This window comes from Chitinophaga rhizosphaerae, assembly GCF_003958645.1.
Classification (GTDB): Bacteria; Bacteroidota; Bacteroidia; order Chitinophagales; family Chitinophagaceae; genus Chitinophaga; species Chitinophaga rhizosphaerae.
In genome coordinates this window covers 62,070-87,364 of record NZ_RXLO01000015.1, presented here as the reverse complement: position 1 = coordinate 87,364, position 25,295 = coordinate 62,070, and the positions used below count along the sequence as shown (strand labels likewise).

The window sequence follows — 25,295 nt, the reverse complement described above, 5'->3', positions numbered from 1 at the left end:
CGACTACTACATGATTATTTCTTAAGCACTCCGACCAGCAGGCAGATCCACCCGGCGATGAAGAGCAGCCCGCCCACGGGCGTGATGGCCCCGATGCCGCGGAGCCCTACGGTTTCGGTGGCTTTCAGCATCGTCAGTACGTACAGCGAGCCCGAGAACAGGAGGATGCCCCCCAGGAAGAGGCGCCCGGCCCATACGAGTTGCGGCGACGGTGCGTGGGCGTACAGGATGCCCACGGCCAACAGTGCGAACACGTGGTAGAACTGGTAGGTGACGCCGGTCTGGAACGTGCTCACGGTTTCGGGCGGCACGAGTTCCTTGAGTTTATGCGCGCCGAATGCGCCAAGGACCACGGAGAGGGCGCCGAGGGCGGCCGCCCACACTAAAAACGATTTATGCATGGTGGATCAGTTTGTCAAAAGTCTCCAAAGTTATCTCATCGTCACTGATGATCACCTGACTTTGCTCATAATATGGCTGGCGTTCCAGTAATTTTTTCTCGGTGAAGGCGGACAGATCTTCCGGCGTGAGGTCCTGGATGAGGGGGCGCTTGTGCTGTTTCCGCTGGAGGCGCTCTACCATCACGGCTACGGAAGGGTTGAGCCAGATCGTTTTGCCGGCTTCGTTCATGAAATCCATGGTGTCGGAGAAACAGGGCGTTCCGCCGCCGCAGGAGATGAGGAAGCTGTCGTTATCAAACGCCAGTTCGCGCAGCAGCCTGCTTTCCAGTTCGCGGAAATAGGTTTCGCCTTTGGTGTTGAAGATATCGGCGACCGGCATGCCTTCGTACTCCACGATCACATCGTCGAGGTCGAAGAACGGCAGGTTCCAATGGGCGGCGAGCTGCTTGCCCCAATAGGATTTTCCGGCTCCCATAAAACCCAGGAGAAAAATTTTCATGGCTCGTTCTGTTGTTTGTTTTCGCCGGCCGTCCAGGCTAGGCATAGGTTATTGTCGATGATGTACTGCATGTTCAGGCAGGCCATCCTGTCTTCCTTGAGGAAATCGCAAACCAGCATGCCCGTTTGCTGCAGAGGGAAAGCCTGGAGCTGCATATTGGCTTTGAAATCGAGCCCGCCGAGGCCGTACCATTTGTAAACGGCTTCCTTGGCCGACCAGCAAACGGTCTGGTGTTCCAGTTTCCGGATGCCGGAGATGAACTGCTGTTCTCGCTCGGCGAGGAATTTGTGGGCAACCCGCCCGATTTTGGGCTGCACGTTTTCGATATCGATGCCCACATGCTCGCGGGTGCTCACGATGGCGGCGGCAAAATCGCCGCAATGCGAGATGGAAAAATAATAAGGATTTCCCGGAATATACGGTTTTCTGCTGTCGAGCACCCTTATTTCATGGACGGGCAGGTCGGGGAACAGTTCCACGAGCAGGTAACGCCCCGCAAAATGCTGCAGGCGCTTGTGCGGATGGTGAACGCCGGGGTCGATGTTCACCCTTTCCCTGAAAAACCCTTCTTCTTCACCAATTTTCCACACTCCCAGCCGGGTGGCGGGATCGATTTGTATCGTTCGTATTAAAGCCATAAATTCGCCGCTTAAACGCGAATTTAACGGGAATTAAGCAACCGGCCTAACCTAAACACCATCACGCATGATCTTGTCTGACAAAAGAATTCTGGAGGAAATTGAAAAGGGCACCATCGTGATCAGCCCTTACGACCGGAAATACCTCGGTACCAACTCGTACGACGTGCACCTGGGCAAATACCTGGCTACGTACGCAGACCGGGTGCTGGACGCCCGCCGGCACAACGAGATCGTGCATTTCGAAATCCCCGACGAAGGTTTCGTGCTGCAGCCCAACACGCTCTACCTGGGCGTTACCCTCGAATACACGGAAACCCACGCCCATGTGCCCTTCCTGGAAGGCAAGAGCAGCACCGGCCGCCTGGGGATCGATATCCATGCCACCGCCGGTAAAGGCGACGTCGGTTTCTGCAACACCTGGACGCTCGAAATTTCCTGCGCCCAACCTGTCCGCATCTACCACGGCATGCCTATCGGACAGCTCATTTATTTCGTGGTGGAAGGCCAGATCGAAACGCCCTACAACAAAAAAGGCAACGCCAAATACAACGGCCGCACCGTTCGCCCCGTGGAATCCATGATGTGGAAGAACGAGTTCTAAGCAGGCAATTGGTCAATAAAAAAGGGGCTGTCTCATGTTACTATCGAGACAGCCCCTTTTTTTTATCGTGCAGGTAGCATCAATCCAACAACCTGTCCATCAATGCATTGAATTCCTTTTTATACGTTTCGTAATGCGCCCCCGTACCCGGACCGTTAAACCCGGTATGCACCTCCACCACCTTGCCGCTCCGGTCGAGGTAAATGGTAGTCGGGAAGCCTTTCAGCCCCGTCAGCTGCGGCAGCGTCTTCTCCGTTTTCTGCGGATCGGAAGGCGTTACGCCGGTAATGAGCACGGGCCAGGTGACGTCGAACCGCTTCGCGAAACCTTCCGCGGCTTTCTTCGATTTCTCGAAGTCGGTCGTGCGCTCGTATGCCAGCATCACGATCTCCACGCCCCTGTCCTTATTGTTTTTATACCAATCGCTCAGGTACGCGGTTTCGTCCATGCAATTGGGGCACCACGATCCTGAAATCTGAACGATCACGGCTTTGTTCCTGAAGCGCTCGTCCTGTATGGATACGGGCTTGCCGTCGAGGTCGGGGAATCTGAAGTCGAGCGTTGCGCCGGGTGTTTTCACGGTATTGAGCGTGGTAGCGTCCTGCAGGCGGGCAGAGCTGTCTTTCCGCGCGCTGAACTGCTGCCTGGCGGTGATACCTGCCAGGAACAGGCCTCCGCTGAGCGTGGAGTCGTTTTCGATATGCGCGGTAAACAGGTAAGCGTGCGAGCCGTCGAACGTAGACAGTTTGAGGGAATCGCCGTCCACCACGCCCTGGAGGTAACGGTAATCGCCCGACGGAGTGAGGAACGTGCCGGTCACCTGGCTGCCCTGTTGCGAGAACTCGCCGATGGCGAAAGAACTGTCTTTCCCCGGCTCTTCGTAAAACCAGGTGGGCCAGCGGCCGGAAACGTTCCGGGTGGCGGGTTTCGTAACGGCGAACCGGTCGGATTTCCCGGGCTGTGCGTAGAAATCGATGTCTACGTCCTTATCTGCCAGGTGGCGTATCCATTTCCCTTTCAGGCTGCCGTTCAGGTGTACCGCGGCTTTGAATTCCGAATCGAAAAACGGCATGCGGATGAAAACGGAATCGCCTTCCATGTTCACTTCGTCTACGCGCATCCTTTCTCCTGCATTGGTTACGTAAATGATCTGCGAACCGGCGCTGTCGGCCACCTCGAAGTTGAAGACGATCTGTCCGCCGTCTGCGCGGTTCAGTTGCGCCTGCCAGGGCCCTTTGGTGAGGCCCGCCTGCCTGGTGGGCGTGCAGGCGCTGAACGCAACGGCGGCTATCAATAATATCCTTTTCATGTTCCGGTTTTTATGCATAATTCCTGGCGCCGAAGAGCAGGCTGCCGATGCGGACGAGCGTGCTGCCTTCTTCCAAGGCTATTTCGAAATCTCCGCTCATGCCCATAGACAGTTCGCGGAAGGCGTCCGTTCCCTTGAAAAACCGTTCTGTCACCGCAACCTGCAATGCTTTCAGCTGGCGGAACTCGCGCCTTACCTGGGTGAGGTCGCCGGTGTTGCTCGCCATGCCCATGAGCCCTGCGATGCGAACGTTGGGCAAGCCGGCGGCGTTTTCGAGCAGTGCGTTCAGCTCTTCTCCGTTCAATCCGAACTTCGTTTCTTCGGTAGCGATATGTACCTGTAGCAGGCAATCGATCACCCGGCCGTTTTTGGCGGCCTGTTTATTGATTTCCTGGAGCAGTTTAAGACTGTCGACCCCATGGATCATGCTCACGAACGGAGCGATGTATTTCACCTTGTTGGATTGGAGATGGCCGATGAAGTGCCATTGAATGTCTTTGGGGAGAAGGCCTTCCTTTTCCACCATTTCCTGTACGTAGTTTTCGCCGAATATCCGCTGGCCGGCATCATACAGGGCCTGGATAGATCCGGCAGGTTTGGTTTTTGATACGGCTACCAGCTGTGCATGAAAGGGTTGGAGCTTTTCCTGCACGTGGCGGTAGTTGGTTAGATTCACAGCCATCATCCTACAAAAATAATAGACTTTTCTGACATGCAGACAAGTTGGTTTAGGATTTCCCCAATAAACGGGGGGAGTTTTTGTTAAATTATTCAACGATCCGGGGGAAAATCGGGATGGCATTTAATTCTGTTGCACTGATTTTTTTGAATGCCTAATTTAAAATAGGTTTGTAAGCACCTATCAACTATCAAAAATTCAATTGACATGCATTTTCAGTTAACAGAAGAACATCTGATGATACAGAAAGCGGCGAGGGACTTTGCGGTGAATGAATTGCTGCCGGGCGTTATCGAGCGCGACGAGCAGCAGAAATTCCCTGTGGAGCAGGTCAAAAAGTTGGGTGAGCTTGGGTTTCTGGGCATGATGGTGAGCCCCGAGTACGGTGGTGCGGGGCTTGACACGGTTTCGTACGTGCTGGCGATGGAAGAGATTTCGAAGATCGACGCGAGCACCTCCGTGGTGATGAGCGTGAATAACTCCCTGGTTTGCTGGGGACTGGAAACTTACGGAACGGAAGAACAGAAAAGAAAATACCTCGTGCCGCTGGCCAAAGGCGAGATCATCGGCGCATTTTTGCTCAGTGAGCCGGAAGCGGGGTCTGACGCTACTTCACAGCGGACCATCGGGGAAGACAAGGGCGATCATTACCTGGTGAACGGTACCAAGAACTGGATCACGAACGCTAATTCCGCCAGCGTATATCTCGTGATGGTGCAAACGCATCCGGAGCTGGGCAGCAAAGGCATCAACTGCCTCATCGTAGAAAAAAATTCGCCCGGCATTTCGCTGGGCGCGAAGGAAAATAAACTCGGCATCCGCGGGAGCGATACGCACAGCGTGATGTTCCAGGACGTGAAGGTGCCGAAAGAAAACCGGATCGGGGAAGACGGGTTCGGGTTCAAGTTCGCCATGAAAACGCTCGGCGGCGGCCGTATCGGCATAGCTTCCCAGGCTTTGGGGATCGCCAGCGGCGCGTTCGAACTGGCCCTGAAATACAGTAAGGAAAGGAAAGCCTTCGGCAAGGAGATTTCCCAGCACCAGGCCATCCAGTTCAAACTGGCAGACATGGCCACGAAGATCGAAGCCGCCCGCCTCCTTTGCCTCCGCGCAGCATGGGAAAAGGATAACCGTCTCGACTATACCCTCAGCGGCTCCATGGCCAAGGTGTTCGCCTCCGAAACCGCCATGTGGGTGGCTACAGAGGCCGTTCAGGTACACGGTGGTTACGGTTACGTGAAAGAATACCACGTAGAGCGCCTCATGCGCGACGCGAAAATTACACAGATCTATGAAGGCACGTCTGAAGTACAGCGCATCGTGATCGGCCGGACCATCCTCGGCTGATTTCCCGCTTCAGCGGCCCACACCAAAACAATGTATGAAAAACATCAAGATCATTGAAGTCAAATCCGAAATCGGCGCAGGCACCCGCGGTGCCAGCCTGGGAGTAGACGCGATCAAGATTGCAGCACTCGATTTCATGAGCAACTTTTTCGTCCACTTCCCCACGGAAGAAATCGAGACGGAAAATAAATTACTGTTCGAACCGATCGAATCCCCTTACGCCAAGCGTATCAAAGGCACCATCAACATGTATGAACGGGTCAGCAAATCTGTTTGCGATACCGTGAAGGCAAACTGGTTCCCCGTTGTGCTCTCCGGCGATCACAGCACCGCTGGCGCCACCATCGCCGGCCTCAAGCTCGCAAGGCCCAAAGCCAAGCTGGGCGTGATCTGGATCGATGCGCACGCCGATCTTCACACGCCATATACCACCCCCTCGGGCAATATGCACGGCATGCCGCTCGCCGCATCCATCGCGGAAGATAATATCGAGAATAAAGTGCATGAAGTAGACGACAACACCGTGAAACTCTGGGGCGCGCTGAAAAACATCGGCAAAATCGCCCCGAAAGTGCTCCCGGAAGATATCGTTTTCATCTCCCTGCGCGATTACGAAAAGGAAGAAGACCACCTCATCCGCAAATACGGCATGAAAGTGATCACCACCAACGAAGTGCGCCGAAAAGGTGCCGAAGCCGTGGCCAGGAGCGTGTTCCGCTATCTCCACGATTGCGAGTACATCTACGTTTCGTTTGACGTGGACAGTCTCGACGCCTCCATTTCCCGCGGCACCGGGACCCCCGTGAGCAACGGCCTCCGCGAGCGCGAAGCGGAAGATCTCATCTCCAAGTTCATGCAGCACCGCAAAATCTGCTGTTTCGAGATCACGGAAGTAAATCCCACCCTCGACCGCGAAAACCTCATGGCCGAAATCGCTTTCAACATCCTCCAGCGCAGCGTGAACGTGCTCATGATGAACTGATACCATGGCGGCGGCAATGCCTGAATGGCAGTTCCCCGACAGGGATTACAGCGTGAACAAATTCCATCTTCCTGCAGTCGTACTATCAATACGGGTTGCCGGTGGAGGCTGATTTCGGCAGGCATGGTTACAACGGTAATTTCGCGACCATACCGGGCTCGGCTACCGCGATCACATACGATTACCGGATCCATGGAAGCGCCGCTGCCGCGCCGTTCACCTGATCCGGTAATACGACATGAGCCAGCCTACCACTTCACTGTAGCTCCGGATACCGTGGCGCTGGTTGTTGGCTTTGAGGTAGGAATCGTAAAAAACGGTGGAGTAATCGTCTATCGGACCTTCGAACTGCTTGTAAAAATCCATGATCCGCTGCGCGTCCGCGCGTATGCCGGGATGCGTCCTGTTCCAAACGAGGCGCGACAGCGGCGGGTCTCGCCGTGCAAGCCGCCGTACGGTATACAACAGCATTTCAAAATTCGCGGCATACCGGAACCGCGGGTCGGGATACCGGCTTGCGGCCAGGTACCCTACGAAATTGGCGTCTTCTTCCGGCGCAAAACCCACCTGGTGTGCGATTTCGTGGCAGGTTACGAACGGGACCTGGAAAGCCGGGACCGTTACATTCACCTGGGCTTCGTTGGTGAAGGGGTTCAGGTAGCCCGTTACCCCAAGATAATTAAGGTATTTCCCGAACATGGATTTTTTCACGGATGGCGGGGTGTACCGCAGTTCGGGCAAGTCTCCCGACAGCAGATCATACGCCTTCGCCGCGTCGGCGAACACGTTGCGCGGCGCTGTGTCGGGCGGAGCGGGCAGTGCGTCCAGTTCCGCGCGGTCGCGGTTGGTGAGGCGAACGAGCGTATCGGCCAGGAGGTACAGGTCGGCTTTCGTGTACGGCTGTACGGAGAAGCCGAGGTCTTTCACCATGCTGGTGCGCTGATAATGAGCGCCCCAGAACAGCAGAAAGGTGAAATACAGCCAGCAGCAGGCGGCCGCGGCTTTGAGGAGCCCGTATCCCAACGCTTTCCACCGGCCGGTAAAGAGCCGCCAGATCATTGTTAGCAAAAAAATAATGCCGATTATAACCCAAACGCAGTAAATTACATCGCCTATGCTGCCCGTGAATCGGCCGAACAATTTTCTTAACAGGGTACTGATGAAATCGTACCACCTATGAAAGTAGATCCCTGCCAGCCACCCGTCCGAAGAGACCGCCCAGCTCAGCAGGACGATGCACGTCAGCCCAACGGCTATTGATATCAGTGGTTTTCCGAACCGGTATTCTTTTTCCATTTTTAGTGTAAGCAGAAAGGAACATGTTAGACTTTACCATTCAACAGGAACTTGAAAAGTCCCTCACCAGGCACCTGCAACTATCCGTGAAATTACAGATAATTCACGCAGAGCGGATACACGGGGGAGACATCAACGAAACTTTTCGCATGGATACGTCGCAGGGCCGGTATTTCCTTAAACTGAACGATGCGGTAAGACATCCTGAAATGTTTGCGCGGGAATTGTGCGGACTGGAAGAGTTGCGCCAGGCGGAAGTGATTTCCGTTCCCCGCCCTGTTTGCAGCGGCGCCATCGGCAACCGTGCTTTCCTGGTCACTGAATTTGTGGAGAAAGGCGCCGCGGCGCCTGATTTCTGGGAGAATTTCGCGGCTTCGGTGGCGAGGCTCCACCAGCAAACAAGCCCCTGGTTCGGGCTGCCCGCTTCCAACTACATCGGCTCCATCAAACAATACAACACACCTTATTCCAGCTGGGCCGTTTTCTATGCCATGAACCGGCTCCTGCCGCTGGCGAAAATGGCGTACGATTCGCACCGGCTCGACAGCTCCCTCATGCAACGGCTGGAAAGCGTTTGCCGCCGGCTGCCCGAACTGTTCCCTGAAGAACCGCCCGCACTGCTGCACGGCGATCTCTGGAGCGGCAATTTCCTCGTGTCTACCGGCGGCCGCGCCTGCATCTTCGACCCGGCCGTCTATTACGGGCACCGGGAGATGGACATGGCCATGACGCGCCTGTTCGGCGGGTTCGATACCCGTTTCTATTATACCTACCAGGCCATCCACCCGCTGGAGCAGGGCTGGCAGGAGCGGTTGCCGCTTTGCCAGTTATACCCGCTACTGGTGCATCTCAACCTTTTCGGCGGAAGTTATTATTCCGATGTGAAGGACGCGCTGGAGCAGTTCAACTAGAGCTGGCCGCCGCCGGCCATGAAGGCCTGCATTTTCTGCAATTCTTTTTCGATGATGGGGAAGAAACCGTTCACCTCTTCCACGATCTCTCCCAGCAAGGCGGGCAACGTATCGAGGCTTTCGTTGTTGCGCATGAGGTTTTCCATGGTTTCCAGCTTGGTGGTGATCCAGGTAAGCCCCACCATGGAGAAGTTGGGCTTGATCTTATGGACCTGGAACCGGAGCGTGTCCCAATCGCCCGCATCCGCCACTTTCCGGATCTTTGCGAGTTCTTCACGAATGGTGAGCACGTATATGTCGAACAGGTCGATGGCGTACCCGATGTTGCTTTCGTAAAGCGTGTTCAGGTATTTTACGTCCAGAGACGGGTTGAATTCGTATCCGCTTATATTTTGCACTTCCATAATGATTTCGGTTTCGTCTTCGTTCAGGTACTTGTTGAGCACCTGCAATAACTGGTCTGGCGTATAAGGCTTGGTCAAAATCTCCGTGATGCCGATGTTCCTTGCCAGCGCCAGCGTGCTCGGCATGGCGGTGGCCGTGGTGGCGATCACGGGCGTGGCCACGTTGGGCCGCGTTTCGTCTTCCCGGATCTTGCGTGCCAGCTCAAAGCCGTCCATCCCCGGTATCCGGATATCCATCAGCACGAGGTCGAACTGCCGCGACTCCAGGAAATACAGCGCGTCCGGTCCGTTGGTGGCCAGCTGGTGGTTGATTTTGTATTTTTCGAGCAGGCTGAGGATGTATTTGAGGTTCATGGGATTGTCTTCCACAACCAGCACCCTGGCCTGTCCGAAATCGATCCGGGCGTATTTGTTCTCCGCGTCCTGTCCGCCCGGCCTCGCCAATGGCCGCCGGGTGTCGATGAACGGGAGCGTAAAGGTAAAACAAGTGTTGTATTCTCCTCCCTTGTCCACGGAAATGCGCCCGCCCTGGAGCTCCACCAGTTGCTTGGCGATGGCCAGGCCGAGGCCGGTGCCGCCATATCGCTCGCGGATGTCTTTCTCCGCCTGTTTGTAGTTCTGGAAGATCAGTTCGAGCTTGTCTGCCTGGATGCCGATCCCCGTGTCACAAACCTGGAACCGGATCCAGAGCGCGTTGCCCTGGAGATCTTCCAACTGCACTTTGATGGCAATTTCCCCCTCTTTCGTGAATTTTTCCGCATTACCTAACAAATTCATGAGGATCTGGTTCAACAGCATGTCGTCCCCGATCAGCAGGGAATCGATTCGCTTGTCCAGCTCCAGCGTCACCTGGATGGGCCGCTGTCCCAGTTTCATCTGGAAGGTATGTTTCATGCTCTGCACGAGCTCGCGGAGGTCGAATTCCCGGGGGTGCACTTCCTGTTTACCGGCCTCGATCTTCGAAATGTCGAGGATGTCGGTGATGAGGCCGTGGAGGATGCCGGAGGAATGCTTGAGTATCTTGATGTATTCCTTTTGTTCATCGTTCAGTGCCGTTTCTTCCAGGAGGTGCGCCATGCCGATGATGGCGTTGAGGGGCGTCCTGATCTCGTGGCTCATGTTGGCGAGGAACTCCTTTTGCGTGCGCTGGGCTTCTTCGGCGGCATGTTTGGCCAGTTCCAGCTCGCGCTGGAGCTGTTTCTGGGGGGTGATGTCCATATGAATGCCTACTCCGCCGATGGCTTTCCCGTCGCGGTCGTAAATGTTCCCCGAGCTGGCGATGACCCATTTCCGGGTGCCATCCTTCAGCACGATTTCCATATCATATAATAAGGCCACTTTCTTTTCTACCCGGTAGCGCCGCAGGTTGCGGGCGTACTCGCGGTTTTCTTCCGGCACAAAGATGTCTGTGATATTATTACCTATCAATTCTTCTTCGCTGTAGCCGGAGAGGCGGCAAAAGCTGTCGTATACCTTTACGATATTGCCTTCGAGGTCGGTTTCGCAGAGGGCGGCGTTGAGGTTGTCGAGGATGACGCGGTATTTTTCGTCGACGCGGCGGAGTTCTTCATCGGCCTGCCGGTGGCGGGTTACGTCCACGATCTGCCAGATGCTGCCTGCGAAACGGGGGCCGTCGTACACGGGGATGTAGCTGATTTCGTAGATTTTGCCGTTGCGGAACGGGAGTTCCCATCCGAAGTAGGGTTTCCGCTTCTTCCGTAACTCTTTCATTTTCAACTCAAATGCTTCAGCATCGTAGACTTGCGGCGTAAAATAGGCGATCATGGCCCGGAATGTCTGGTCGAGTTGGTTACCTTTGTATTTCCCGGCCTGGAAAAAGTCCATGAACTGGTCGTTCCCCCATACAAACCGGTGGCGTTCATCGGTGACGAGCACGCCGGCGTTGGTGCTGCGGAGGAAAACGGCGATGGAAAGTGCGAAGATGGAGGGGGTCTCCCCGATGTTGGGCGGGGCTATGGTAAGTGAGTTCGGTGGCTGTTTCCGGCCTATTCTGCCTTTTTGTGACATATCATCTGGGGAATAGGGGGAACTGTAGGATTTCATGAGGCATTAGCAAAAGATGTTGATGCGGAGCGCAAATGAAGTTAGTAAAATTTGATGCAACTAGCTAACTGTAAATATCTGACATTTTTATATAATTTGATATATAAATAGGGCCTGTGCATCAACAAAAGTATGAAATTTTTGCTTTTGGAAATATTTGTTTACCTTTGCATCCCTCTAAAAGGGAGGATTTTGATATGAAGCATCTCCGCGAATTTGACATAGCATTTGTAGGTCTGACGCCCGGGGTGCATACATTCCAATATCAGATCGACGACAGTTTTTTCGAGAAGCTCGGTACCGAGCCGGACTTCACGAATTGTCACGCCACTGTCAACCTTCAATTAGACAAGAAAGCGGGATTTTTCCTGCTGAAGTTTGAAGTGGGGGGTAAATTGACGGTGACGTGCGACAGATGCGGGCAGCCTTTCGAGCTCCAGCTCTGGGACGATTTCAACCAGGTGATCAAACTGGTGGACAACCCGGAGGAGATGAACGCAGACGAAGATCCGGACGTGACCTATATCAGCCGTACGGAAAGCCATTTGAACGTGGCCGACTTCATTTACGAGTTCATCAACCTGGCCATTCCCATGCAGCGCATCCATCCGGATGATGCCAGCGGGAAAAGCGGGTGCGATCCGAAAGTCCTCGAGATGTTGGAAAAAATGAAACAACAGGGCGATCAGCAGACCAACCCGATCTGGAAAGGATTGGAAAAGTTCAGAGATAATTAACCACTACGTATTCAATTTTAAAAATTAAATAAGATGCCGAATCCTAAACGCAGACATTCGCAACAAAGATCAGCTAAGAGAAGAACTCATTACAAGGCATTTGCTGAAACTTTAAGCACCGACAGCGCTACCGGCGAAGTGCACCTGAGACACCGTGCTCATTGGGTAGAGAACAAACTGTTCTACAAAGGAAAAGTTGTTTTGGAAAAACAAGCTGCTGCTAAATAATAATTTTTACTAATTTTACCCCCGAGCACACAGACAAAACACAGTTCATGAGAATCGGGCTTGATATGATGGGTGGCGACTATGCCCCCGCAGAAGCAGTAAAAGGAGTTAAGTTATTTTTAAGCAAAGCATCTGATGCACATCTGATGTTGATTGGTGATGAGCAGGCCTTAACACCCCTCCTCACAGAAGCAGCGTTAGACCAGTCAAGATATACCGTTGTTCATTCATCCCAGGTAATCGGGATGAATGAACATCCTACCAAGGCGCTGAAAGAAAAGCCGCATTCTTCCATCTCTATCGGCTTTCACCTCCTTCAAAACAAAAAGATTGACGCTTTCATCAGCGCCGGCAACACCGGGGCCATGATGGTAGGCGCCATTTATTCCATTAAGGTCATCGAAGGTATCCAACGGCCCACCATCTCCACCATCCTTCCCCGGGAAGACGGTTCCACCGGCCTCCTGCTGGATGTGGGCATCAACGCCGATTGCAAACCCGAGAACCTCGTTCAGTTCGCCATTCTCGGATCACTGTATTCCAAATACATCCTGGGGAAAGACAAACCGAAAGTAGGCCTCCTCAACCTCGGTGAAGAAGAAGGCAAAGGCAACCTCCTCGCGCAGGCCACCTATCCCCTCCTCAAAGAAAATTCCCTTGTCAATTTCGTCGGCAACGTAGAAGGCCGCGATGTCTTCAAAAACACCGCAGACGTGATCGTTTGCGAAGGTTTCACCGGCAACGTGGTACTGAAACTGGCAGAATCGTTCCATGACATCGCCGTGAGGCGCAATATCAAGGACGATTACCTCGACCGTTTCGACTTCGAGCAATATGGCGGTACGCCTGTTCTCGGTGTGTCCGAACCCGTTATCATCGGCCACGGCATCTCCGGCGAACGCGCTTTCTCCAACATGATCGTGCTCGCGGAACAGATGATCCAGACCAAACTCCTGGAAAGAATCCGCGAAAGCTTCGTGGTTACTCCCGAAGCGTAGTTCGCCACCAACAGGAATCCAGAAAATATTCGAAGGGCCGCCCGATGGGTTGGCCCTTTTTGTTTTCTACCTGCTGAACATCGGAAGGGGATGCAGCGGGTGCCGCAGGAAATGCCGCAGTTGTGCGGATGCAGGAATTATGCGTACGGCACGTTTTGCTGGTCGGCCACCAAAGGCAGCCTTACGAAGAAAGTGGTCCCCATGCCCAAGGAGGTTTTGAACCATATCTCGCCCCCGGCCTGCTCCACGATATTCTTGCTCATCGCCAGGCCCAGCCCGGTGCCGGAAGATTTGGTCGTGAAGTTGGGCACGAAGATCTTCTCCTGCGCTTCCGCCGTGATGCCGGCACCATTGTCGATCACTTCCACCACCACCCAATGCGGACCTTCCTCCCGCATACTGATGGCCACGTGCCCCTCCTGCCCTTCCGGGATGGCCTGGATGGCGTTTTGCAACAGGTTCGTGAACACGCGGTTGATCTGCGTTTTATCGGCGTCGATGAGGTATGGTTGATCCTGCCGGCCGAAGTAAATATGGCATTCCGGGCTGCTCATGTACAGCGACGTGAGCGATTGCAGCACTTCGCTGAGCGAGAACACTTCGTTGTTCACTTTCGTGATATGGGCGAACGCCGCGAAGTCGGACGCGATATTGCTGAGGTGCTCGATCTGCTCCACCAGCGTGTTGGCCACGTTGCGCGAGAGCGCCTTTACATCGGGCGAATCGTTGGCGATGGCGCGTTGCAGGTACTGGATGCTGAGCTTCATGGGCGTGAGCGGGTTCTTGATCTCGTGGGCCACCTGCCGGGCCATTTCGCGCCAGGCGCCCTCCCGCTCGCTTTTGGCCAGCATGGCGGCGCTCACTTCCAGCTTCTGCACCATCTTGTTGTATTCGTTCACCAGCAGCCCGATCTCGTCGTTGTTATCCCAGGTGATGGCTTCGTTGTGCTGGCCGAGGTTCACGCTGCGCAGTTTTTCGGTGATGAGGGAGAAGGATTTGGTGATGGTATTGGAGATCAGCAGCACGAGGATGCCTGCCATCAAAAAGATGAATGCGTTGATCGTGATCAGCGCCACCAGGAAGGTGGAGATCTGCTGCCGCAATTCGTTTTCCGTGGCGAAGTAGGGCACGTTCAGGTACGCGAACACTTCCCCCTGGCTGCGCATGGGCACATAACTGCTGATGTACCCCATCCGCCCGATCTTTTCTTCCTGGATGAACTGTATCCGGTTGCGCTGCGCAAGCTCGTAATACGCCATGGGATTGATCCCCGGGCTCAACAACCCCTTCTCGATCATCAGCGGCTGCGTAGTGAGCTGGAGCCGGCCGCCGGTATCGTAAATATTGATGTCTACATTATGTTCCCGCGCAATATCCCCCACGGCTACCGATAACCGGGAAGAGAAAATGGAATCGTAGATCATGCCCATTTCGTCGAACTGACGATGGTTGTAAAACACTTCCTCCATGTCTTTCCCGATGCTCTGTACCGTTTCGCTGAGCTTCTGCGCATTCTCCGCCCGGTACCGGTTGATGAAAAACAGGATGGTAGCGAGCCCCAGCGCCAGGAACGAAAACGCCACGGCGAAGATGATCGTGGTCTGCACTTTGGTCCGGATGCTGAAATTGAGCATCGTCCGCAGGTTGGAAACCTGGAGCCGCGCCCTCACCAGCAAATCCACCAGGCTGTAAATCGCTATGATCAGCAAAAAGAGGCAGAACATATAAGCGAACAGCGTGATGAATTCCAGGAATATCCGCGTTTTCTTCACCACCATCACCAGCTTGTCTTTCGACGCTTTGTAATACAGCAGCGAGTACCCGTCGTCATCCTCGTACGCCACGTCCGTAACGGGCGTTTCCGCCGCACCGAGACGGGTTTTGAACGGGAAACTGCCATGATTGGTGACCAGCAGCATTTTGTCGTACACCGCCCAGGAATACTGGTCGGTATTCTCCTGCCCGTCGAGGCGGTTGCCGTCGATGAGGAGTTCGGGATACAACCTGTCCTGCTGCGCGATCTCGGGCTCCGAGCGGACTTCAAAGAAAAGGTATCCCATCGGCCCGTCTCCCCCGATATATTCTTTCTTCCCGATGTAGCTGTAATCGCGGAAGCTGCGCTCGTCGTAATAGAGGTCTTCTCCCAAAACATGTGACAGCGTGTTGCCCATGATACGGTTCTGCAGATCGTTGAACGGCACGCCTTCGTTGTTGTAGAGGATTTCGCCTTCGGCGTCGTAGGTATAGAAAAGAACGTTGAAACGGTTTAAATACCGGGCGAAGTATTTCTCGCGCAGCAAGGCATCCAGTTTGCGGCGGCCTTCGCGGGTGGGCTGGCGGAAGAACGCCTGGGCTTCGGGGTCTTTGGCGAGGCGGTCGCCCGCGTCGTTGAGCAGCGTTTCCATATACGGATCGCGCTGTTTGGAGAGGTTTTCGGCGACGCGCATGCGCGTGCCCAGCTCTTTCTGGTTGTTATAGTAAACGAGTACCGCCGAAGTGGTGACGGTCATCATGAGCATCCACATAATGAACGGCAGCGATGCAGAAGCGTTGCTGAAGCGGTTCTCCAGCCAGTCGAGGATCGCCACGTAAGCCAGCAGCCAAAGCATCAGCACTACCGACGCGCTGAAGTCCGGCAGGTTGTATCGGAACGCGAGCCAGATGAGCCCCACCAGCGCCAGGGAAATGTATTTCGTTTTATACTGGAAATCGGTGAGCTGGTTGAGCAGGTAGTTGACGATCTGGGAGAAGAACAGGAAGCTGATGGCGATGAAACCGAGGCTCATACTGCCGATCACGCTGTATTCGTTGAGGGAAAAGAAGTTGGTGACGTCGTACGATATCTTGGAGTCGATCACGAGGCTTCGGATGAGATCGAGCAGGAATTGCCCTGCGATGAACATGCCCAGCCCCGCGGCCCCGATGATGACCCATCCCTGCCACTTTTTCCGAAGTACGGGCGGGTGGATGGTGCGCACATGCTGGCGGAAGAACAGGATGAGCCAGAACGTGAACAATACGTTGAGGGAAAGGTCGCCCAGGGATTTGAACACATCGTCTTTCGCGTAGATCGTGGGCTGGAAGAGGTTCAGCGTGCCCAGGTCTATCGGGAAGGGATATAGATACGTAATTACCCGGAACGACAGCACGACCACGAACAGGAACAGGAACCCGTAGATGGGCGTGAGTTTCCGCGCCATGAGGGACGCGAAGAGATTGATGAAGATGAATACGCAGATGACGCCCAATGTGAGCAGCAGCACGCTCGCCAGGCTGGGAGCGGCTTCCGATTTGTTGGGGTCGTAATGGAGGAAGAACAGGATGTTCTTGTCCATATCTGCCACGGGAAGGCCGGGCGGTTTGGGCTGGATGGTATATTCCGGGCCGATGGCGGGCCTTCCGTAGAACGATGCGCCGAGGTAATCGTTGTTGATGGCGTATTCCTCTTTGACGGGGAGCAGCCCTACCAGCCATTTCCCCGGGGCTACGCGGTGGTTGAGGACTACGTACCAGCCGTTGGCCATTTTGCGGAAGCTCGCCCCGGGCCGGGTGGCTTCGGGGGCGGGGGGCTCCACGGTGTTGGTGCTCCAGAAAACGAGGTGCATCCGCGTGTCGGCGGAGTCGTAGGCGAACAGGTGGTAGCTTTCGCTGTAGGTCTGTTCGAGGGTTTGGCGGCTGTAATCGCCGCGGAAGAGGCTGTTGACGATGGCCGTGTCTGCCGTCAGTTCCCGGAAATCGGTCTGCCGACTGCGGATATCGCTTTCCAGGCTGCGCTGGACGCCGTGTGGGGAGGAATAGTAGCTCCAGTAGTTATTGAACAGGAACGCGAAAGTGAACAGCCAGGCCGCGATGATGAGCAGGTAGCCGTTCCGCAGGAAGAATAGCCGTATTTCCTTGATATCCAGCATGTCTGTTATTCGCCTTCCTTGATTTTATTCCAGAGGCCGTCCATTTCGGCGAGGTCCATATCGGTGAGTTTCCGGCCCTGGGCGCCGGCCATTTCTTCCATGCCGCGGAACCGGCGGATGAATTTCTTGTTCGTGCGCTCCAGGGCGTTTTCGGCGTCGATCCCCAGGAAGCGGCTATAATTGACCAGGGCGAACATCAGGTCGCCGAATTCGGCTTCCATGCGGTCTTTATCGTTGGCTGCCACGGTTTCCATGAGCTCGGCGGTTTCTTCTTCCACCTTCGCCCAAACCTGTTCGCGGTTTTCCCATTCGAAACCTACCTGGCGGGCCTTGTCCTGCAGCCGCATCGCCTTCACGAGCGCGGGCAGGCTGCGGGGAACGCCGCTGAGCACGGATTCCTTCCCTTCCCGCATCTTCAGCTTTTCCCAGTTCTGCTTCACTTCGTCCTCATTTTCCACTTTCACATCGCCGTAAATATGCGGATGGCGGGTGATGAGCTTCTCGCAAACGCCGTTGATGACGTCGGTGATGTTGAATTGCTGCTTTTCGGCACCGATTTTGGCGTAAAACACGATATGGAGAAGCAGGTCGCCCAATTCCTCCTGAATGCCTTTATAGTCTTCGTCGGTAATGGCATCGGCCAGTTCATACAGTTCTTCGATAGACAGCTGCCGCAATGTCAGCATGGTCTGCTTCCTGTCCCACGGGCATTTCTCCCGCAGGTCGTCCATAATCTGCAATAATCTGTTAAAAGCTTGGTCCGGCTGCATAATCTTAAATATGAATGTTCCGCTGCTAAGAAACGGAAAAATAATGGAAAATACGGATTTGGGGGCTGGCGGGGGGCGGTGGTGTTAATTTCTTTTTCTTGGTTGAACAGGCAATTTCTTTAGATTTGCGGCCTTAGAAAAATCACAAAACGTAAGATATGAATCCGAAACACGTGGCGCTCATTTCTGCCGAACTGAACATTTCGATGGGGCAGGCTGAGAAAACCATGCTCCTTCTTTCAGAGGGCTCGACCGTTCCCTTCATCAGCCGTTACCGGAAAGAGCAGACGGGCAGTCTGGACGAGGTGCAGATCGGAAAGATAGAGGATCTTGGCAAACGCTACCAGGAAGTGGACGACCGCCGGGCCACCATTCTCAAGACCATCGCCGAGCAGGGCAAACTGACGCCGGAACTGGAGGAGAAGATCAATGCCACCTGGATGCTCGCGGAGCTGGAAGACATCTATCTCCCTTATAAACCCAAGCGCAAGACCCGCGCCACCCAGGCCATCGAGAAAGGGCTGGAACCCCTCGCGGAAACGCTCCTGTTACAGCAGGACGGCGATGTGGACGAAGCCGCCAAAGCTTTCCTCAACGAACAGGTAGCCAGTACGGAAGAGGCGCTCAAGGGCGCGCGGGACATTATCGCAGAAAGGATCAACGAAAACGCAGAGCTGCGCGACAAACTCCGCAAGCTCTTCACCCATACGGCCAAGTTCAGCTCCAAAGTGATCGAAGGCAAGGAAACGGAAGGCGTGAAATACAAGGACTACTTCGAGTTCAACGAAGAACTGACCTCCATCCCCTCCCACCGTGTGCTGGCCATCCTGCGCGCCGAGGCCGAAGGTATCCTGTTCGGCAACATCGCGCCGGATGAAGAAGAGGCCAAAAGCATCGTGCACAAGCAATTCGTGACCGGCAACGGCCCCGCTTCGCAGCAGGTCGCCAAAGCGGCAGACGACGCGTACAAACGCCTCCTCCGCCCCTCGCTGGAAAACGAATCCCGCTCCGGCGCCAAGGAAAAGGCCGACACCGAAGCGATCGAGGTATTCGCCGAAAACCTCCGGCAATTGCTCCTCGCCGCGCCGCTCGGCCCCAAAGCCGTGATCGCCGTGGACCCTGGGTACCGCACCGGCTGCAAGACCGTTGCGCTCGACAACCAGGGCAACCTCCTCGATAACGACGTCATCTTCCCCCTCGAAAAGAACTACAAATCCGAAGCGGCCGAACAGCTGCTGAAGAGCTGGGTGAAGAAATACGACGCCGCCGCCATCGCCGTTGGCAATGGTACCGCAGGCCGCGAAACCGAAGAATTCATCAAAAAACTCGATTTTGGTAAAAAGGTGAACGTATTCATGGTAAACGAAAGCGGCGCATCGGTGTACTCCGCTTCCGAAGTAGCCCGTGAAGAATTCCCCGACCACGACGTTACCGTTCGCGGCGCCGTATCCATCGGCCGCAGGCTCATCGATCCCCTCGCCGAACTGGTGAAGATCGACCCGAAAGCCATCGGCGTAGGGCAATACCAGCACGACGTAAACCAGAGCCACCTGAAACAAAGCCTCGACCGCGTGGTCGTAAGCTGCGTGAACAACGTGGGCGTAAACCTCAATACCGCGTCCAAACACCTGCTCGCCTATATCTCCGGCCTCGGCCCCTCCCTGGCGGAAAACATCGTGAAATACCGCAAAGAGAACGGCGCTTTCAAAAACCGGCAGGAACTGAAAAAAGTGAGCCGCCTGGGCGACAAAGCCTTCGAACAGTGCGCCGGCTTCCTCCGCATCGAGAACGGCGACAACCCGCTCGATAACTCGGCCGTTCACCCCGAACGCTACGCCCTCGTGGAAGCCATCGCCGCCAAACAGCAATGCACCGTGGCGGAACTGATCGGGAAAGACGATCTCCGCAAGAAAATCAATATCAAGGAATTCATCACCGAAGAAGTTGGCCAGCTGACCGTGGAAGACATCCTCAAGGAGCTCGCCAAGCCCAGTCGCGACCCGCGCGACGAGATCGCCATCTTCGAATACGCGGAAGGCATCAAATCGATGGACGACGTGAAGCCCGGCATGACGCTCCCCGGCGTGGTGACCAACATCACCGCCTTCGGCGCCTTCGTAGACATCGGCGTGAAACAGGACGGCCTCGTGCATATTTCGCACCTCAGCAACAAGTTCATCAGCAACCCCAACGAAGCCGTGAAACTCAACCAGAAAGTAACGGTGACGGTATTGGAGGTAGACATCGCGCGTAAACGCATCTCGCTGTCGATGAAAGACAGCAGCGCCCCCCAGCAGGGCGGTGGCGGCGGACAGCGCCGTGAACAACGCAAACCCGCGAAGGAAGAGCCTTTGAACGATTTTCAGGCCAAACTGGCGGCGCTGAAAACCAAATTCAAGTAATTACATCGAAATACAAGCCCGGTAACGAACGTTACCGGGCTTTTTTTATGGTACTGACTCGAATTTCATCATCCATTGCAGGAGCTTTTCCGGGTAAGCGGAATCGCCTCTTTCCCCGTACAGCTTCACTACCTTGTTCCGCGCGATGCCGATGTAGATCACGTCTTTCTTCATATCGATGGCGATCGCGGCTTCTTCAACGGAACAGTTATGCGGTTTGCAACCTTCGTTGAACAGCACGCCGTTTTCGACTTCGATGGGCGGCGCAGTGCCGTAGCGGACTACGAAATCCTTTTCTTCCGCTCCCAGCATGGCTTTCAGGCGCTCCTTCAACGGTTGTTTCATGAGCAGCTTTACGTCTGCCGCATATTTCCCGTTGTATTGCTCGAACGCTTTCCAGGACTCCACCAGCGCGGGGATCACAGCGGTGTCTGTGAGGGTGATCATCGTATCGGTGGGTGTCATGACCACGGAATCGGGCGTGTGCGGCCCGCTTTCTTCCGGTTGTTGCGACTGGCAGGCTGCCACGAGGGTTGCCGCCAGGAGGAATCCGTACTTCATATGCTGCGCTTTAGAGGTTGTACTCGTACAGCGGATCAATATGCGTGCCGGGGTCCATGTCGAACACGGGATTGATGAGGCCGTCTTTCAACCCATACACCCAACCGTGCAGGTAAGGCCTTTTATGTTTGTGCCACGCTTCCTGGACGGTGATCGTTTTGGCGAGGTTCATCACCTGCTCTTTCACATTCAGTTCGATGAGGCGGTCTACCTGCTGGTCGATCCCTTCCAGCGAATCGATCTCGGCTTTATTAAAACGGTATACGTCTTTGATATGCTTCAGCCAGGGGTTGATGATGCCGAGGTTCTGGTTGCCCATGGCCGCTTTTACCCCGCCGCAGCCGTAGTGGCCTACCACGAGGATGTGTTCCACTTCCAGCACTTTCACGGCGTATTCGAGCACGGTGAGCAGGTTCATATCGGTATGCACGACCATATTCGCCACGTTACGGTGCACGAAGATCTCGCCCGGCTCGGTGTTGGTGATCCGGTCTGCGGGCACGCGGCTGTCGGAACAACCGATCCAGAGGAATTTGGGGGCTTGCTGGTCTTGCAGGCGGCGGAAGAAATCCTTGTCCTGTTCCACCATTTTCGCGGCCCATTCCCGGTTGTTTTTCAGTAATTCTTCAAATGGTTGCATACTCGTTTGTTTTTATATGGTTATTTGCCTGTGAACACGGGCTCTCTTTTTTCCATGAAAGCCTTCATGCCCTCTTTCTGGTCGTCCGACGCGAAGAGGAGGTAAAAATTCTTCCGTTCGAAATGCAGGCCTTCTTCCAGGGTGCTGTCGAACGCGCGGAGCACGGATTCCTTGGCCATTTTCACGGCCAGCGGACTTTGCTTCGCCACTTCGGCCGCGAGGCGGAAGGCTTCTTCCAGGTATAGTTCTACCGGTGCGATGCGGTTGATGAGGCCGGCTTGCAGGGCTTCCGTTGCGGAAATGAACTTTCCCGTCAAAACCATTTCCATCGCCAGCGCTTTGCCTACGGCGCGGGTGAGGCGCTGTGTGCCGCCGGCGCCGGGCATCACGCCGATCTTGATTTCCGGCTGGCCGAATTTCGCCGATTCGCTGGCTACGATCATATCGCAAAGCATGGCCAGTTCGCAACCGCCTCCCAGTGCAAAACCGCTGACGGCGGCGATAATGGGCGTGCGCACTTTTTTGATGCCGTCCCAGATGGTGAACTGGTCCACATTATACATATCGATCGCCGTGCGGCCCGCCATCTGTTTGATATCGGCCCCTGCTGCGAAGGCTTTTTCGTTGCCGCCCAGCACGATGCAGCGGACGGTTTCGTCGGCATCCAGCTGCTGGAGCGCATCGCGCAATTCCTGCATGAGCTGGAGGTTGAGCGCGTTCAGTTCTTTCGGCCGGTTCAGTTGCACGTACGCGATATGTGGCCGCTCCTGCGGCGAAACGATGATGAATTCGGGGGACATTGGTGTATGATTTTGAGCTGATTATGTAATTGCTAAAATAAAGAAAAGGAATAACAATAACACAATCGCCGAGCCTAAAGCATACGCTATCAGCACACCAATGGATTTGACCAGCGCTTTACCGAAGGAAACCTGGTAGGTGTTGCGCAGCGATAATACGAGGTAAATGAAGATGAGCAGCACCAGCCATCCGTAGTAATCGAATCCGTGGAAAGGCATCCCGATCAGCATGGCGAGGATCCCCAGCATGAAAACGACCGTGTGCATGTGGATGGAGAAGATGGCATGATCGCCGTAGACGAGGTCTTTCCGGCGGAAGAACCAGCTCAGCAACAGCGCGAAAAACGGCAGCAGGAGGAAGAACAGTTTGGGATAGCTGTGGAGGAATTTATCCTGGATGGCATACCCCACGTTGGCGCCGTATTTGTCGCGCAGCTGTAGAAAGCGGATGATAGTTTTGCGTTTGACCCAGTTATCGCGTTGTTCTCCGGGGAAGGTGTTTTGCAGGGAATCGTAAACATGCGCCGCATTCACCAGCGAATCCTGCCCGATAAGCTCCAGCGCATTGGCGTCGGCGATGGCTTTGGCCGTGTCTTCCGGTGCAATTTTTCCGGAATCGAGCCTGCCGCGTATCTTCTCCGCAGTATTGACCAGTCCGCCGAAAACGGCTTTCTGGGTCGATTTTTCAAGCGAATTCTCCCGGGCGTAGGGATCGTGATGGCTGGTAGTCATCGCTGCGAGCAGGAAGAACACGAACGAAGTGAAAACGTACAGGCGGATGGGGTTCACGAACATCTGCCGCTTCCCCGCGATATATTCCTTCGTTACCTTTCCGGGGTAAAAGAAGAGATATTTGAGCGTGAGGAGGAGTTTGGAATCATAGTGCGTGATGTCCTGGAAAAAATGGCCGGCCAGGTGCCCGAAAGACTCCTTGGTGTCCACGTTTTCCTGGCCGCAATGGCCACAAAATCGGTCCGGCACTTCGTGCCCGCAGTTAAGACAGGTTTTGTCCTGCCGAAGGTGTTGTGTTTTCACGTGTAAGCTGAGACAGGTTAAGGCGGTGTCAAAGATAGACAAAATGACCATTCCCCGATACCTTTCCCTCCCGCCCCTACGAAATAGCGAACATCAGGACGATGAAAGCGAGCCCCACCAGCGCTGTGCCCAGCGCATACGCCGTCACGATCCCCAGCGATTTCCAGAAGGCCGTAGAAAGGCGGACCTGGTAAGCGTTGCGCAGTGCGAAAACAAAATACAGGTATACCGGGAGGATCATCCAGGCGTACAGTGCATCGTTGTGGATCAGCAGGTTCAGCAGGATGCAGAGGATGCCGAACTGGAAAATAAATGTGTGGAAATGGATGGAAAAGATGGCATGGCTTGTGTACAGCCAGCCTTTGCGGGGGAAAAACCACTTCAATAACAGCGCGAAGAACGGCAGCAGCAGGAACATGAGCTTGGGGTAGTGATGGACCAGCTTGTCTTCCAGCACATTATCCATATTTCCGCCATAACGGTCGCGCATTTCGAGCACGCGCGACTGCATATTCCGTTCCCACCAGGGTTCCCTCAGATGCGGCGGGAGCGATTGCTGGACGGAATCGTACAGGTGGGCGGAATTGCGGATGGATTCGTCGCCCATGATGCGGAGTATCTCGGCCTGCGTGCGCACCTTGAACGTGTCTTTAGCCGGCACTTTCCCCTCTTCGACCGATTTGAACAAGCGTTGCGACACCTGGTACATCGAGTCCAGTTTCCGCCGTTGTTCCACCTCCATCGTGCGCTCATACGGATTATCGTGCCGGCCTGTGAGGCCCATCATGAGGAAGAATACGAAAGAAGTGAAAACGTACAGCCTGACGGGATTCACGTATGTCATCCTTTTTCCGGCCAGGTATTCCTTTGTGAGCAGGCCGGGGTAGAAAAAGAGGAATTTGAGGGTGAGGAGGAATTTGGAATCGTAATGCGTGATGTCCTGGAAAAAATGGCTGACCAGGTGCCCGAAAGACTCCTGGGTTTCCACGTTCTCCTGGCCGCAATGGCCGCAGTAACGGTCCGGCACGGGGTGGCCGCAGTTGAGGCAGGACTTTTCCTGCCGGAGGTGTTGCGTTTTCACGATAGGTTTGAAGTCAGGTTAAAGTATGTTAAATATAACCAATTTGATTTTATCTGCCAGACATACGTTTTGCAAAGCCGCGAACGTTTGTACATTTGCGAACACAGACCATCGAGATATGCGCATCCTTACTACCATATGCCTTACCCTTGCCCTCGGCGCCGCCCGCGGGCAACATTATTACCAGGACGTCATCAGCACGGGCCAGACGGCCGCTACCATGGCGCAGTTCAAAGCCAATAAGGTGACGGGCCAGATCGTCCGCTCGCTGGATGCCAACCAGGAAACCGACAACGATTTCATCTGCGTGCGCACCACCCAGCCCCCCTACCAGAAGCTCAAAGCAGTGACACAGAGCCGCAACAGCGGCCGGTCCGTATTGACGAGCACCTTTGCCGGCAATGGCCGGCTGACGCGGACGGTAGACAGTACCGACCACGCCATTACCACCGTTCAATACCGCTATACGGAACAGGGGCTCCTGGCAGAAGTGGAATCGGTCGTTCGCGGGCGGGAAGACAAGTTCCGCACCCAGGAACGCCATCGCTACGAATACGATTCCACGGGCAGGTTGCAGCGGATGGTGCTGAAGAAAGGCGGCCCCGATTCGGTGATCGTGGTGTTTAAAACGGATAGTGCAGGACGGGTAACGGAAGAAATGGAGCCCGGCCGCCAGCGCATCTATTACAACTACGATGCGGCAGGCCGTTTGACGGACGTACTGCGCTATTATCCTTCCCGCAAAAGAATGTTGCCCGATTACACTTTCGAATACGGCGCCGACGGAAAACTGGCGGCGATGACGGTGGTGACGGTGGAGACGGGCGACTACCTCATCTGGAAATACGCGTACGACGCGAAAGGATTACCGTTGCGTGAAGACTGCTATGGCAAAGGGTTAGAGCTGCTCGGACGGATCGCTTACAAATATGAATTCGCAGAAAATTGAAAAAAGATTTTGCAGAATTAAAACAATTCCTATCTTTGCAATCCCAACGAAA

At 54.7% G+C, this 25,295-nt stretch carries 23 protein-coding genes; 9 read left to right on the top strand and 14 right to left on the bottom strand.

Features of this window, described 5'->3' with window-relative positions; all coding sequences use genetic code 11:
• Window positions 1–14: 14 nt before the first annotated feature.
• The 3 genes from EJ361_RS23845 to EJ361_RS23835 are packed head-to-tail and all read right to left on the bottom strand — an operon-like array spanning window position 15 to window position 1,538.
• The gene (locus EJ361_RS23845) at window positions 15–401 is read right to left on the bottom strand and encodes a DUF423 domain-containing protein (RefSeq protein ID WP_126249091.1); all 387 of its coding nucleotides are present in this window, start codon (window positions 399–401) and stop codon (window positions 15–17) included.
• The gene (locus EJ361_RS23840) at window positions 394–900 is read right to left on the bottom strand and encodes a shikimate kinase (RefSeq protein WP_126249090.1); all 507 of its coding nucleotides are present in this window, start codon (window positions 898–900) and stop codon (window positions 394–396) included. Before EJ361_RS23840 ends, EJ361_RS23845 begins: the two co-directional genes overlap by 8 nt.
• Window positions 897–1,538 carry a 4'-phosphopantetheinyl transferase family protein gene (locus EJ361_RS23835; RefSeq protein ID WP_126249089.1) on the bottom strand — a complete coding sequence of 214 codons (642 nt, stop codon included), beginning with the start codon at window positions 1,536–1,538 and terminating at the stop codon, window positions 897–899. The genes EJ361_RS23840 and EJ361_RS23835 overlap by 4 nt, the downstream gene beginning before the upstream one ends.
• Window positions 1,539–1,605: 67 nt before the next feature.
• On the opposite strand from EJ361_RS23835, the gene dcd reads away from it, so the two are divergent.
• On the top strand, window positions 1,606–2,142 hold the full coding sequence (gene dcd / locus EJ361_RS23830) for a dCTP deaminase (RefSeq protein ID WP_126249088.1): 537 nt from the start codon (window positions 1,606–1,608) through the stop codon (window positions 2,140–2,142).
• Between the two features lie 79 nt (window positions 2,143–2,221).
• Here the strand turns inward: dcd and EJ361_RS23825 are convergent, their stop codons facing one another.
• Together EJ361_RS23825 and EJ361_RS23820 are read right to left on the bottom strand one after the other, a co-directional pair.
• Window positions 2,222–3,451: a TlpA disulfide reductase family protein gene (locus tag EJ361_RS23825; protein WP_240646720.1), complete on the bottom strand. Its 1,230-nt coding sequence runs from the start codon at window positions 3,449–3,451 to the stop codon at window positions 2,222–2,224.
• Window positions 3,452–3,461: 10 nt separating this feature from the next.
• Window positions 3,462–4,133 (bottom strand): YggS family pyridoxal phosphate-dependent enzyme, encoded by a 672-nt coding sequence (locus EJ361_RS23820; protein WP_126249086.1) that lies wholly within the window; start codon window positions 4,131–4,133, stop codon window positions 3,462–3,464.
• Window positions 4,134–4,337: 204 nt separating this feature from the next.
• Between EJ361_RS23820 and EJ361_RS23815 the strand changes: the two genes are divergently transcribed.
• Together EJ361_RS23815 and EJ361_RS23810 are read left to right on the top strand one after the other, a co-directional pair.
• Window positions 4,338–5,477, top strand: coding sequence for an acyl-CoA dehydrogenase (locus EJ361_RS23815; protein WP_126249085.1), 1,140 nt, complete (start codon window positions 4,338–4,340; stop codon window positions 5,475–5,477).
• Between the two features lie 34 nt (window positions 5,478–5,511).
• Complete coding sequence (locus tag EJ361_RS23810) at window positions 5,512–6,459, top strand: arginase (RefSeq protein WP_126249084.1); 948 nt, start codon at window positions 5,512–5,514, stop codon at window positions 6,457–6,459.
• 216 nt (window positions 6,460–6,675) lie between these two features.
• Here the strand turns inward: EJ361_RS23810 and EJ361_RS23805 are convergent, their stop codons facing one another.
• Complete coding sequence (locus tag EJ361_RS23805) at window positions 6,676–7,755, bottom strand: DUF3810 domain-containing protein (protein WP_126249083.1); 1,080 nt, start codon at window positions 7,753–7,755, stop codon at window positions 6,676–6,678.
• A 23-nt stretch (window positions 7,756–7,778) separates the two neighbouring features.
• Here EJ361_RS23805 and EJ361_RS23800 point away from each other — a divergent pair, with 23 nt between their 5' ends.
• On the top strand, window positions 7,779–8,666 hold the full coding sequence (locus EJ361_RS23800) for a fructosamine kinase family protein (protein ID WP_126249082.1): 888 nt from the start codon (window positions 7,779–7,781) through the stop codon (window positions 8,664–8,666).
• On the opposite strand, the gene EJ361_RS23795 is transcribed toward EJ361_RS23800, so the two are convergent.
• On the bottom strand, window positions 8,663–11,098 hold the full coding sequence (locus EJ361_RS23795) for a PAS domain-containing hybrid sensor histidine kinase/response regulator (protein WP_164714403.1): 2,436 nt from the start codon (window positions 11,096–11,098) through the stop codon (window positions 8,663–8,665). The two genes, EJ361_RS23800 and EJ361_RS23795, sit on opposite strands and share 4 nt — an antisense overlap.
• Before the next feature lie 233 nt (window positions 11,099–11,331).
• Between EJ361_RS23795 and EJ361_RS23790 the strand changes: the two genes are divergently transcribed.
• Genes EJ361_RS23790 through plsX form a run of 3 tightly spaced genes read left to right on the top strand, consistent with a single transcriptional unit; the run spans window position 11,332 to window position 13,097 of the window.
• Window positions 11,332–11,871 (top strand): YceD family protein, encoded by a 540-nt coding sequence (locus tag EJ361_RS23790; RefSeq protein ID WP_126249080.1) that lies wholly within the window; start codon window positions 11,332–11,334, stop codon window positions 11,869–11,871.
• A gap of 33 nt (window positions 11,872–11,904) precedes the next feature.
• On the top strand, window positions 11,905–12,099 hold the full coding sequence (gene rpmF / locus EJ361_RS23785; RefSeq protein WP_109698752.1) for a 50S ribosomal protein L32: 195 nt from the start codon (window positions 11,905–11,907) through the stop codon (window positions 12,097–12,099).
• 47 nt (window positions 12,100–12,146) lie between these two features.
• Window positions 12,147–13,097, top strand: coding sequence for a phosphate acyltransferase PlsX (gene plsX / locus EJ361_RS23780; protein WP_126249079.1), 951 nt, complete (start codon window positions 12,147–12,149; stop codon window positions 13,095–13,097).
• Window positions 13,098–13,234: 137 nt separating this feature from the next.
• Here the strand turns inward: plsX and EJ361_RS23775 are convergent, their stop codons facing one another.
• Both EJ361_RS23775 and mazG read right to left on the bottom strand, forming a co-directional pair.
• Window positions 13,235–17,005, bottom strand: a complete 3,771-nt coding sequence (locus EJ361_RS23775) for a sensor histidine kinase (RefSeq protein ID WP_126249078.1) — start codon at window positions 17,003–17,005, stop codon at window positions 13,235–13,237.
• A 5-nt stretch (window positions 17,006–17,010) separates the two neighbouring features.
• Window positions 17,011–17,775, bottom strand: coding sequence for a nucleoside triphosphate pyrophosphohydrolase (gene mazG, locus EJ361_RS23770; protein ID WP_126249077.1), 765 nt, complete (start codon window positions 17,773–17,775; stop codon window positions 17,011–17,013).
• A gap of 158 nt (window positions 17,776–17,933) precedes the next feature.
• Here mazG and EJ361_RS23765 point away from each other — a divergent pair, with 158 nt between their 5' ends.
• Window positions 17,934–20,177, top strand: a complete 2,244-nt coding sequence (locus EJ361_RS23765) for a Tex family protein (RefSeq protein ID WP_126249076.1) — start codon at window positions 17,934–17,936, stop codon at window positions 20,175–20,177.
• 45 nt (window positions 20,178–20,222) lie between these two features.
• Here EJ361_RS23765 and EJ361_RS23760 read toward each other — a convergent pair whose 3' ends face one another.
• The 5 genes from EJ361_RS23760 to EJ361_RS23740 form a co-directional block, all read right to left on the bottom strand.
• Window positions 20,223–20,738, bottom strand: a complete 516-nt coding sequence (locus tag EJ361_RS23760) for a hypothetical protein (protein WP_126249075.1) — start codon at window positions 20,736–20,738, stop codon at window positions 20,223–20,225.
• 10 nt (window positions 20,739–20,748) lie between these two features.
• Window positions 20,749–21,378 carry a carbonate dehydratase gene (can, locus tag EJ361_RS23755; protein ID WP_126249074.1) on the bottom strand — a complete coding sequence of 210 codons (630 nt, stop codon included), beginning with the start codon at window positions 21,376–21,378 and terminating at the stop codon, window positions 20,749–20,751.
• A gap of 20 nt (window positions 21,379–21,398) precedes the next feature.
• Window positions 21,399–22,178 (bottom strand): enoyl-CoA hydratase-related protein, encoded by a 780-nt coding sequence (locus tag EJ361_RS23750; protein ID WP_126249073.1) that lies wholly within the window; start codon window positions 22,176–22,178, stop codon window positions 21,399–21,401.
• A 21-nt stretch (window positions 22,179–22,199) separates the two neighbouring features.
• On the bottom strand, window positions 22,200–23,213 hold the full coding sequence (locus tag EJ361_RS23745) for a DUF3667 domain-containing protein (protein ID WP_164714402.1): 1,014 nt from the start codon (window positions 23,211–23,213) through the stop codon (window positions 22,200–22,202).
• A gap of 76 nt (window positions 23,214–23,289) precedes the next feature.
• Window positions 23,290–24,294 carry a DUF3667 domain-containing protein gene (locus EJ361_RS23740; protein ID WP_164714401.1) on the bottom strand — a complete coding sequence of 335 codons (1,005 nt, stop codon included), beginning with the start codon at window positions 24,292–24,294 and terminating at the stop codon, window positions 23,290–23,292.
• A 118-nt stretch (window positions 24,295–24,412) separates the two neighbouring features.
• Between EJ361_RS23740 and EJ361_RS23735 the strand changes: the two genes are divergently transcribed.
• Complete coding sequence (locus EJ361_RS23735; RefSeq protein ID WP_164714400.1) at window positions 24,413–25,243, top strand: hypothetical protein; 831 nt, start codon at window positions 24,413–24,415, stop codon at window positions 25,241–25,243.
• Window positions 25,244–25,295 lie beyond the last annotated feature (52 nt).

What these genes read in the sequence shown, in the direction of transcription:
- EJ361_RS23845 (WP_126249091.1), bottom strand. Translation starts at nt 401, where the DNA reads ATGCATAAATCGTTTTTAGTGTGGGCGGCCGCCCTCGGCGCCCTCTCC.
- EJ361_RS23840 (WP_126249090.1), bottom strand. Translation starts at nt 900, where the DNA reads ATGAAAATTTTTCTCCTGGGTTTTATGGGAGCCGGAAAATCCTATTGG.
- EJ361_RS23835 (WP_126249089.1), bottom strand. Translation starts at nt 1,538, where the DNA reads ATGGCTTTAATACGAACGATACAAATCGATCCCGCCACCCGGCTGGGA.
- dcd (WP_126249088.1), top strand. Translation starts at nt 1,606, where the DNA reads ATGATCTTGTCTGACAAAAGAATTCTGGAGGAAATTGAAAAGGGCACC.
- EJ361_RS23825 (WP_240646720.1), bottom strand. Translation starts at nt 3,451, where the DNA reads ATGAAAAGGATATTATTGATAGCCGCCGTTGCGTTCAGCGCCTGCACG.
- EJ361_RS23820 (WP_126249086.1), bottom strand. Translation starts at nt 4,133, where the DNA reads ATGGCTGTGAATCTAACCAACTACCGCCACGTGCAGGAAAAGCTCCAA.
- EJ361_RS23815 (WP_126249085.1), top strand. Translation starts at nt 4,338, where the DNA reads ATGCATTTTCAGTTAACAGAAGAACATCTGATGATACAGAAAGCGGCG.
- EJ361_RS23810 (WP_126249084.1), top strand. Translation starts at nt 5,512, where the DNA reads ATGAAAAACATCAAGATCATTGAAGTCAAATCCGAAATCGGCGCAGGC.
- EJ361_RS23805 (WP_126249083.1), bottom strand. Translation starts at nt 7,755, where the DNA reads ATGGAAAAAGAATACCGGTTCGGAAAACCACTGATATCAATAGCCGTT.
- EJ361_RS23800 (WP_126249082.1), top strand. Translation starts at nt 7,779, where the DNA reads ATGTTAGACTTTACCATTCAACAGGAACTTGAAAAGTCCCTCACCAGG.
- EJ361_RS23795 (WP_164714403.1), bottom strand. Translation starts at nt 11,098, where the DNA reads ATGTCACAAAAAGGCAGAATAGGCCGGAAACAGCCACCGAACTCACTT.
- EJ361_RS23790 (WP_126249080.1), top strand. Translation starts at nt 11,332, where the DNA reads ATGAAGCATCTCCGCGAATTTGACATAGCATTTGTAGGTCTGACGCCC.
- rpmF (WP_109698752.1), top strand. Translation starts at nt 11,905, where the DNA reads ATGCCGAATCCTAAACGCAGACATTCGCAACAAAGATCAGCTAAGAGA.
- plsX (WP_126249079.1), top strand. Translation starts at nt 12,147, where the DNA reads ATGAGAATCGGGCTTGATATGATGGGTGGCGACTATGCCCCCGCAGAA.
- EJ361_RS23775 (WP_126249078.1), bottom strand. Translation starts at nt 17,005, where the DNA reads ATGCTGGATATCAAGGAAATACGGCTATTCTTCCTGCGGAACGGCTAC.
- mazG (WP_126249077.1), bottom strand. Translation starts at nt 17,775, where the DNA reads ATGCAGCCGGACCAAGCTTTTAACAGATTATTGCAGATTATGGACGAC.
- EJ361_RS23765 (WP_126249076.1), top strand. Translation starts at nt 17,934, where the DNA reads ATGAATCCGAAACACGTGGCGCTCATTTCTGCCGAACTGAACATTTCG.
- EJ361_RS23760 (WP_126249075.1), bottom strand. Translation starts at nt 20,738, where the DNA reads ATGAAGTACGGATTCCTCCTGGCGGCAACCCTCGTGGCAGCCTGCCAG.
- can (WP_126249074.1), bottom strand. Translation starts at nt 21,378, where the DNA reads ATGCAACCATTTGAAGAATTACTGAAAAACAACCGGGAATGGGCCGCG.
- EJ361_RS23750 (WP_126249073.1), bottom strand. Translation starts at nt 22,178, where the DNA reads ATGTCCCCCGAATTCATCATCGTTTCGCCGCAGGAGCGGCCACATATC.
- EJ361_RS23735 (WP_164714400.1), top strand. Translation starts at nt 24,413, where the DNA reads ATGCGCATCCTTACTACCATATGCCTTACCCTTGCCCTCGGCGCCGCC.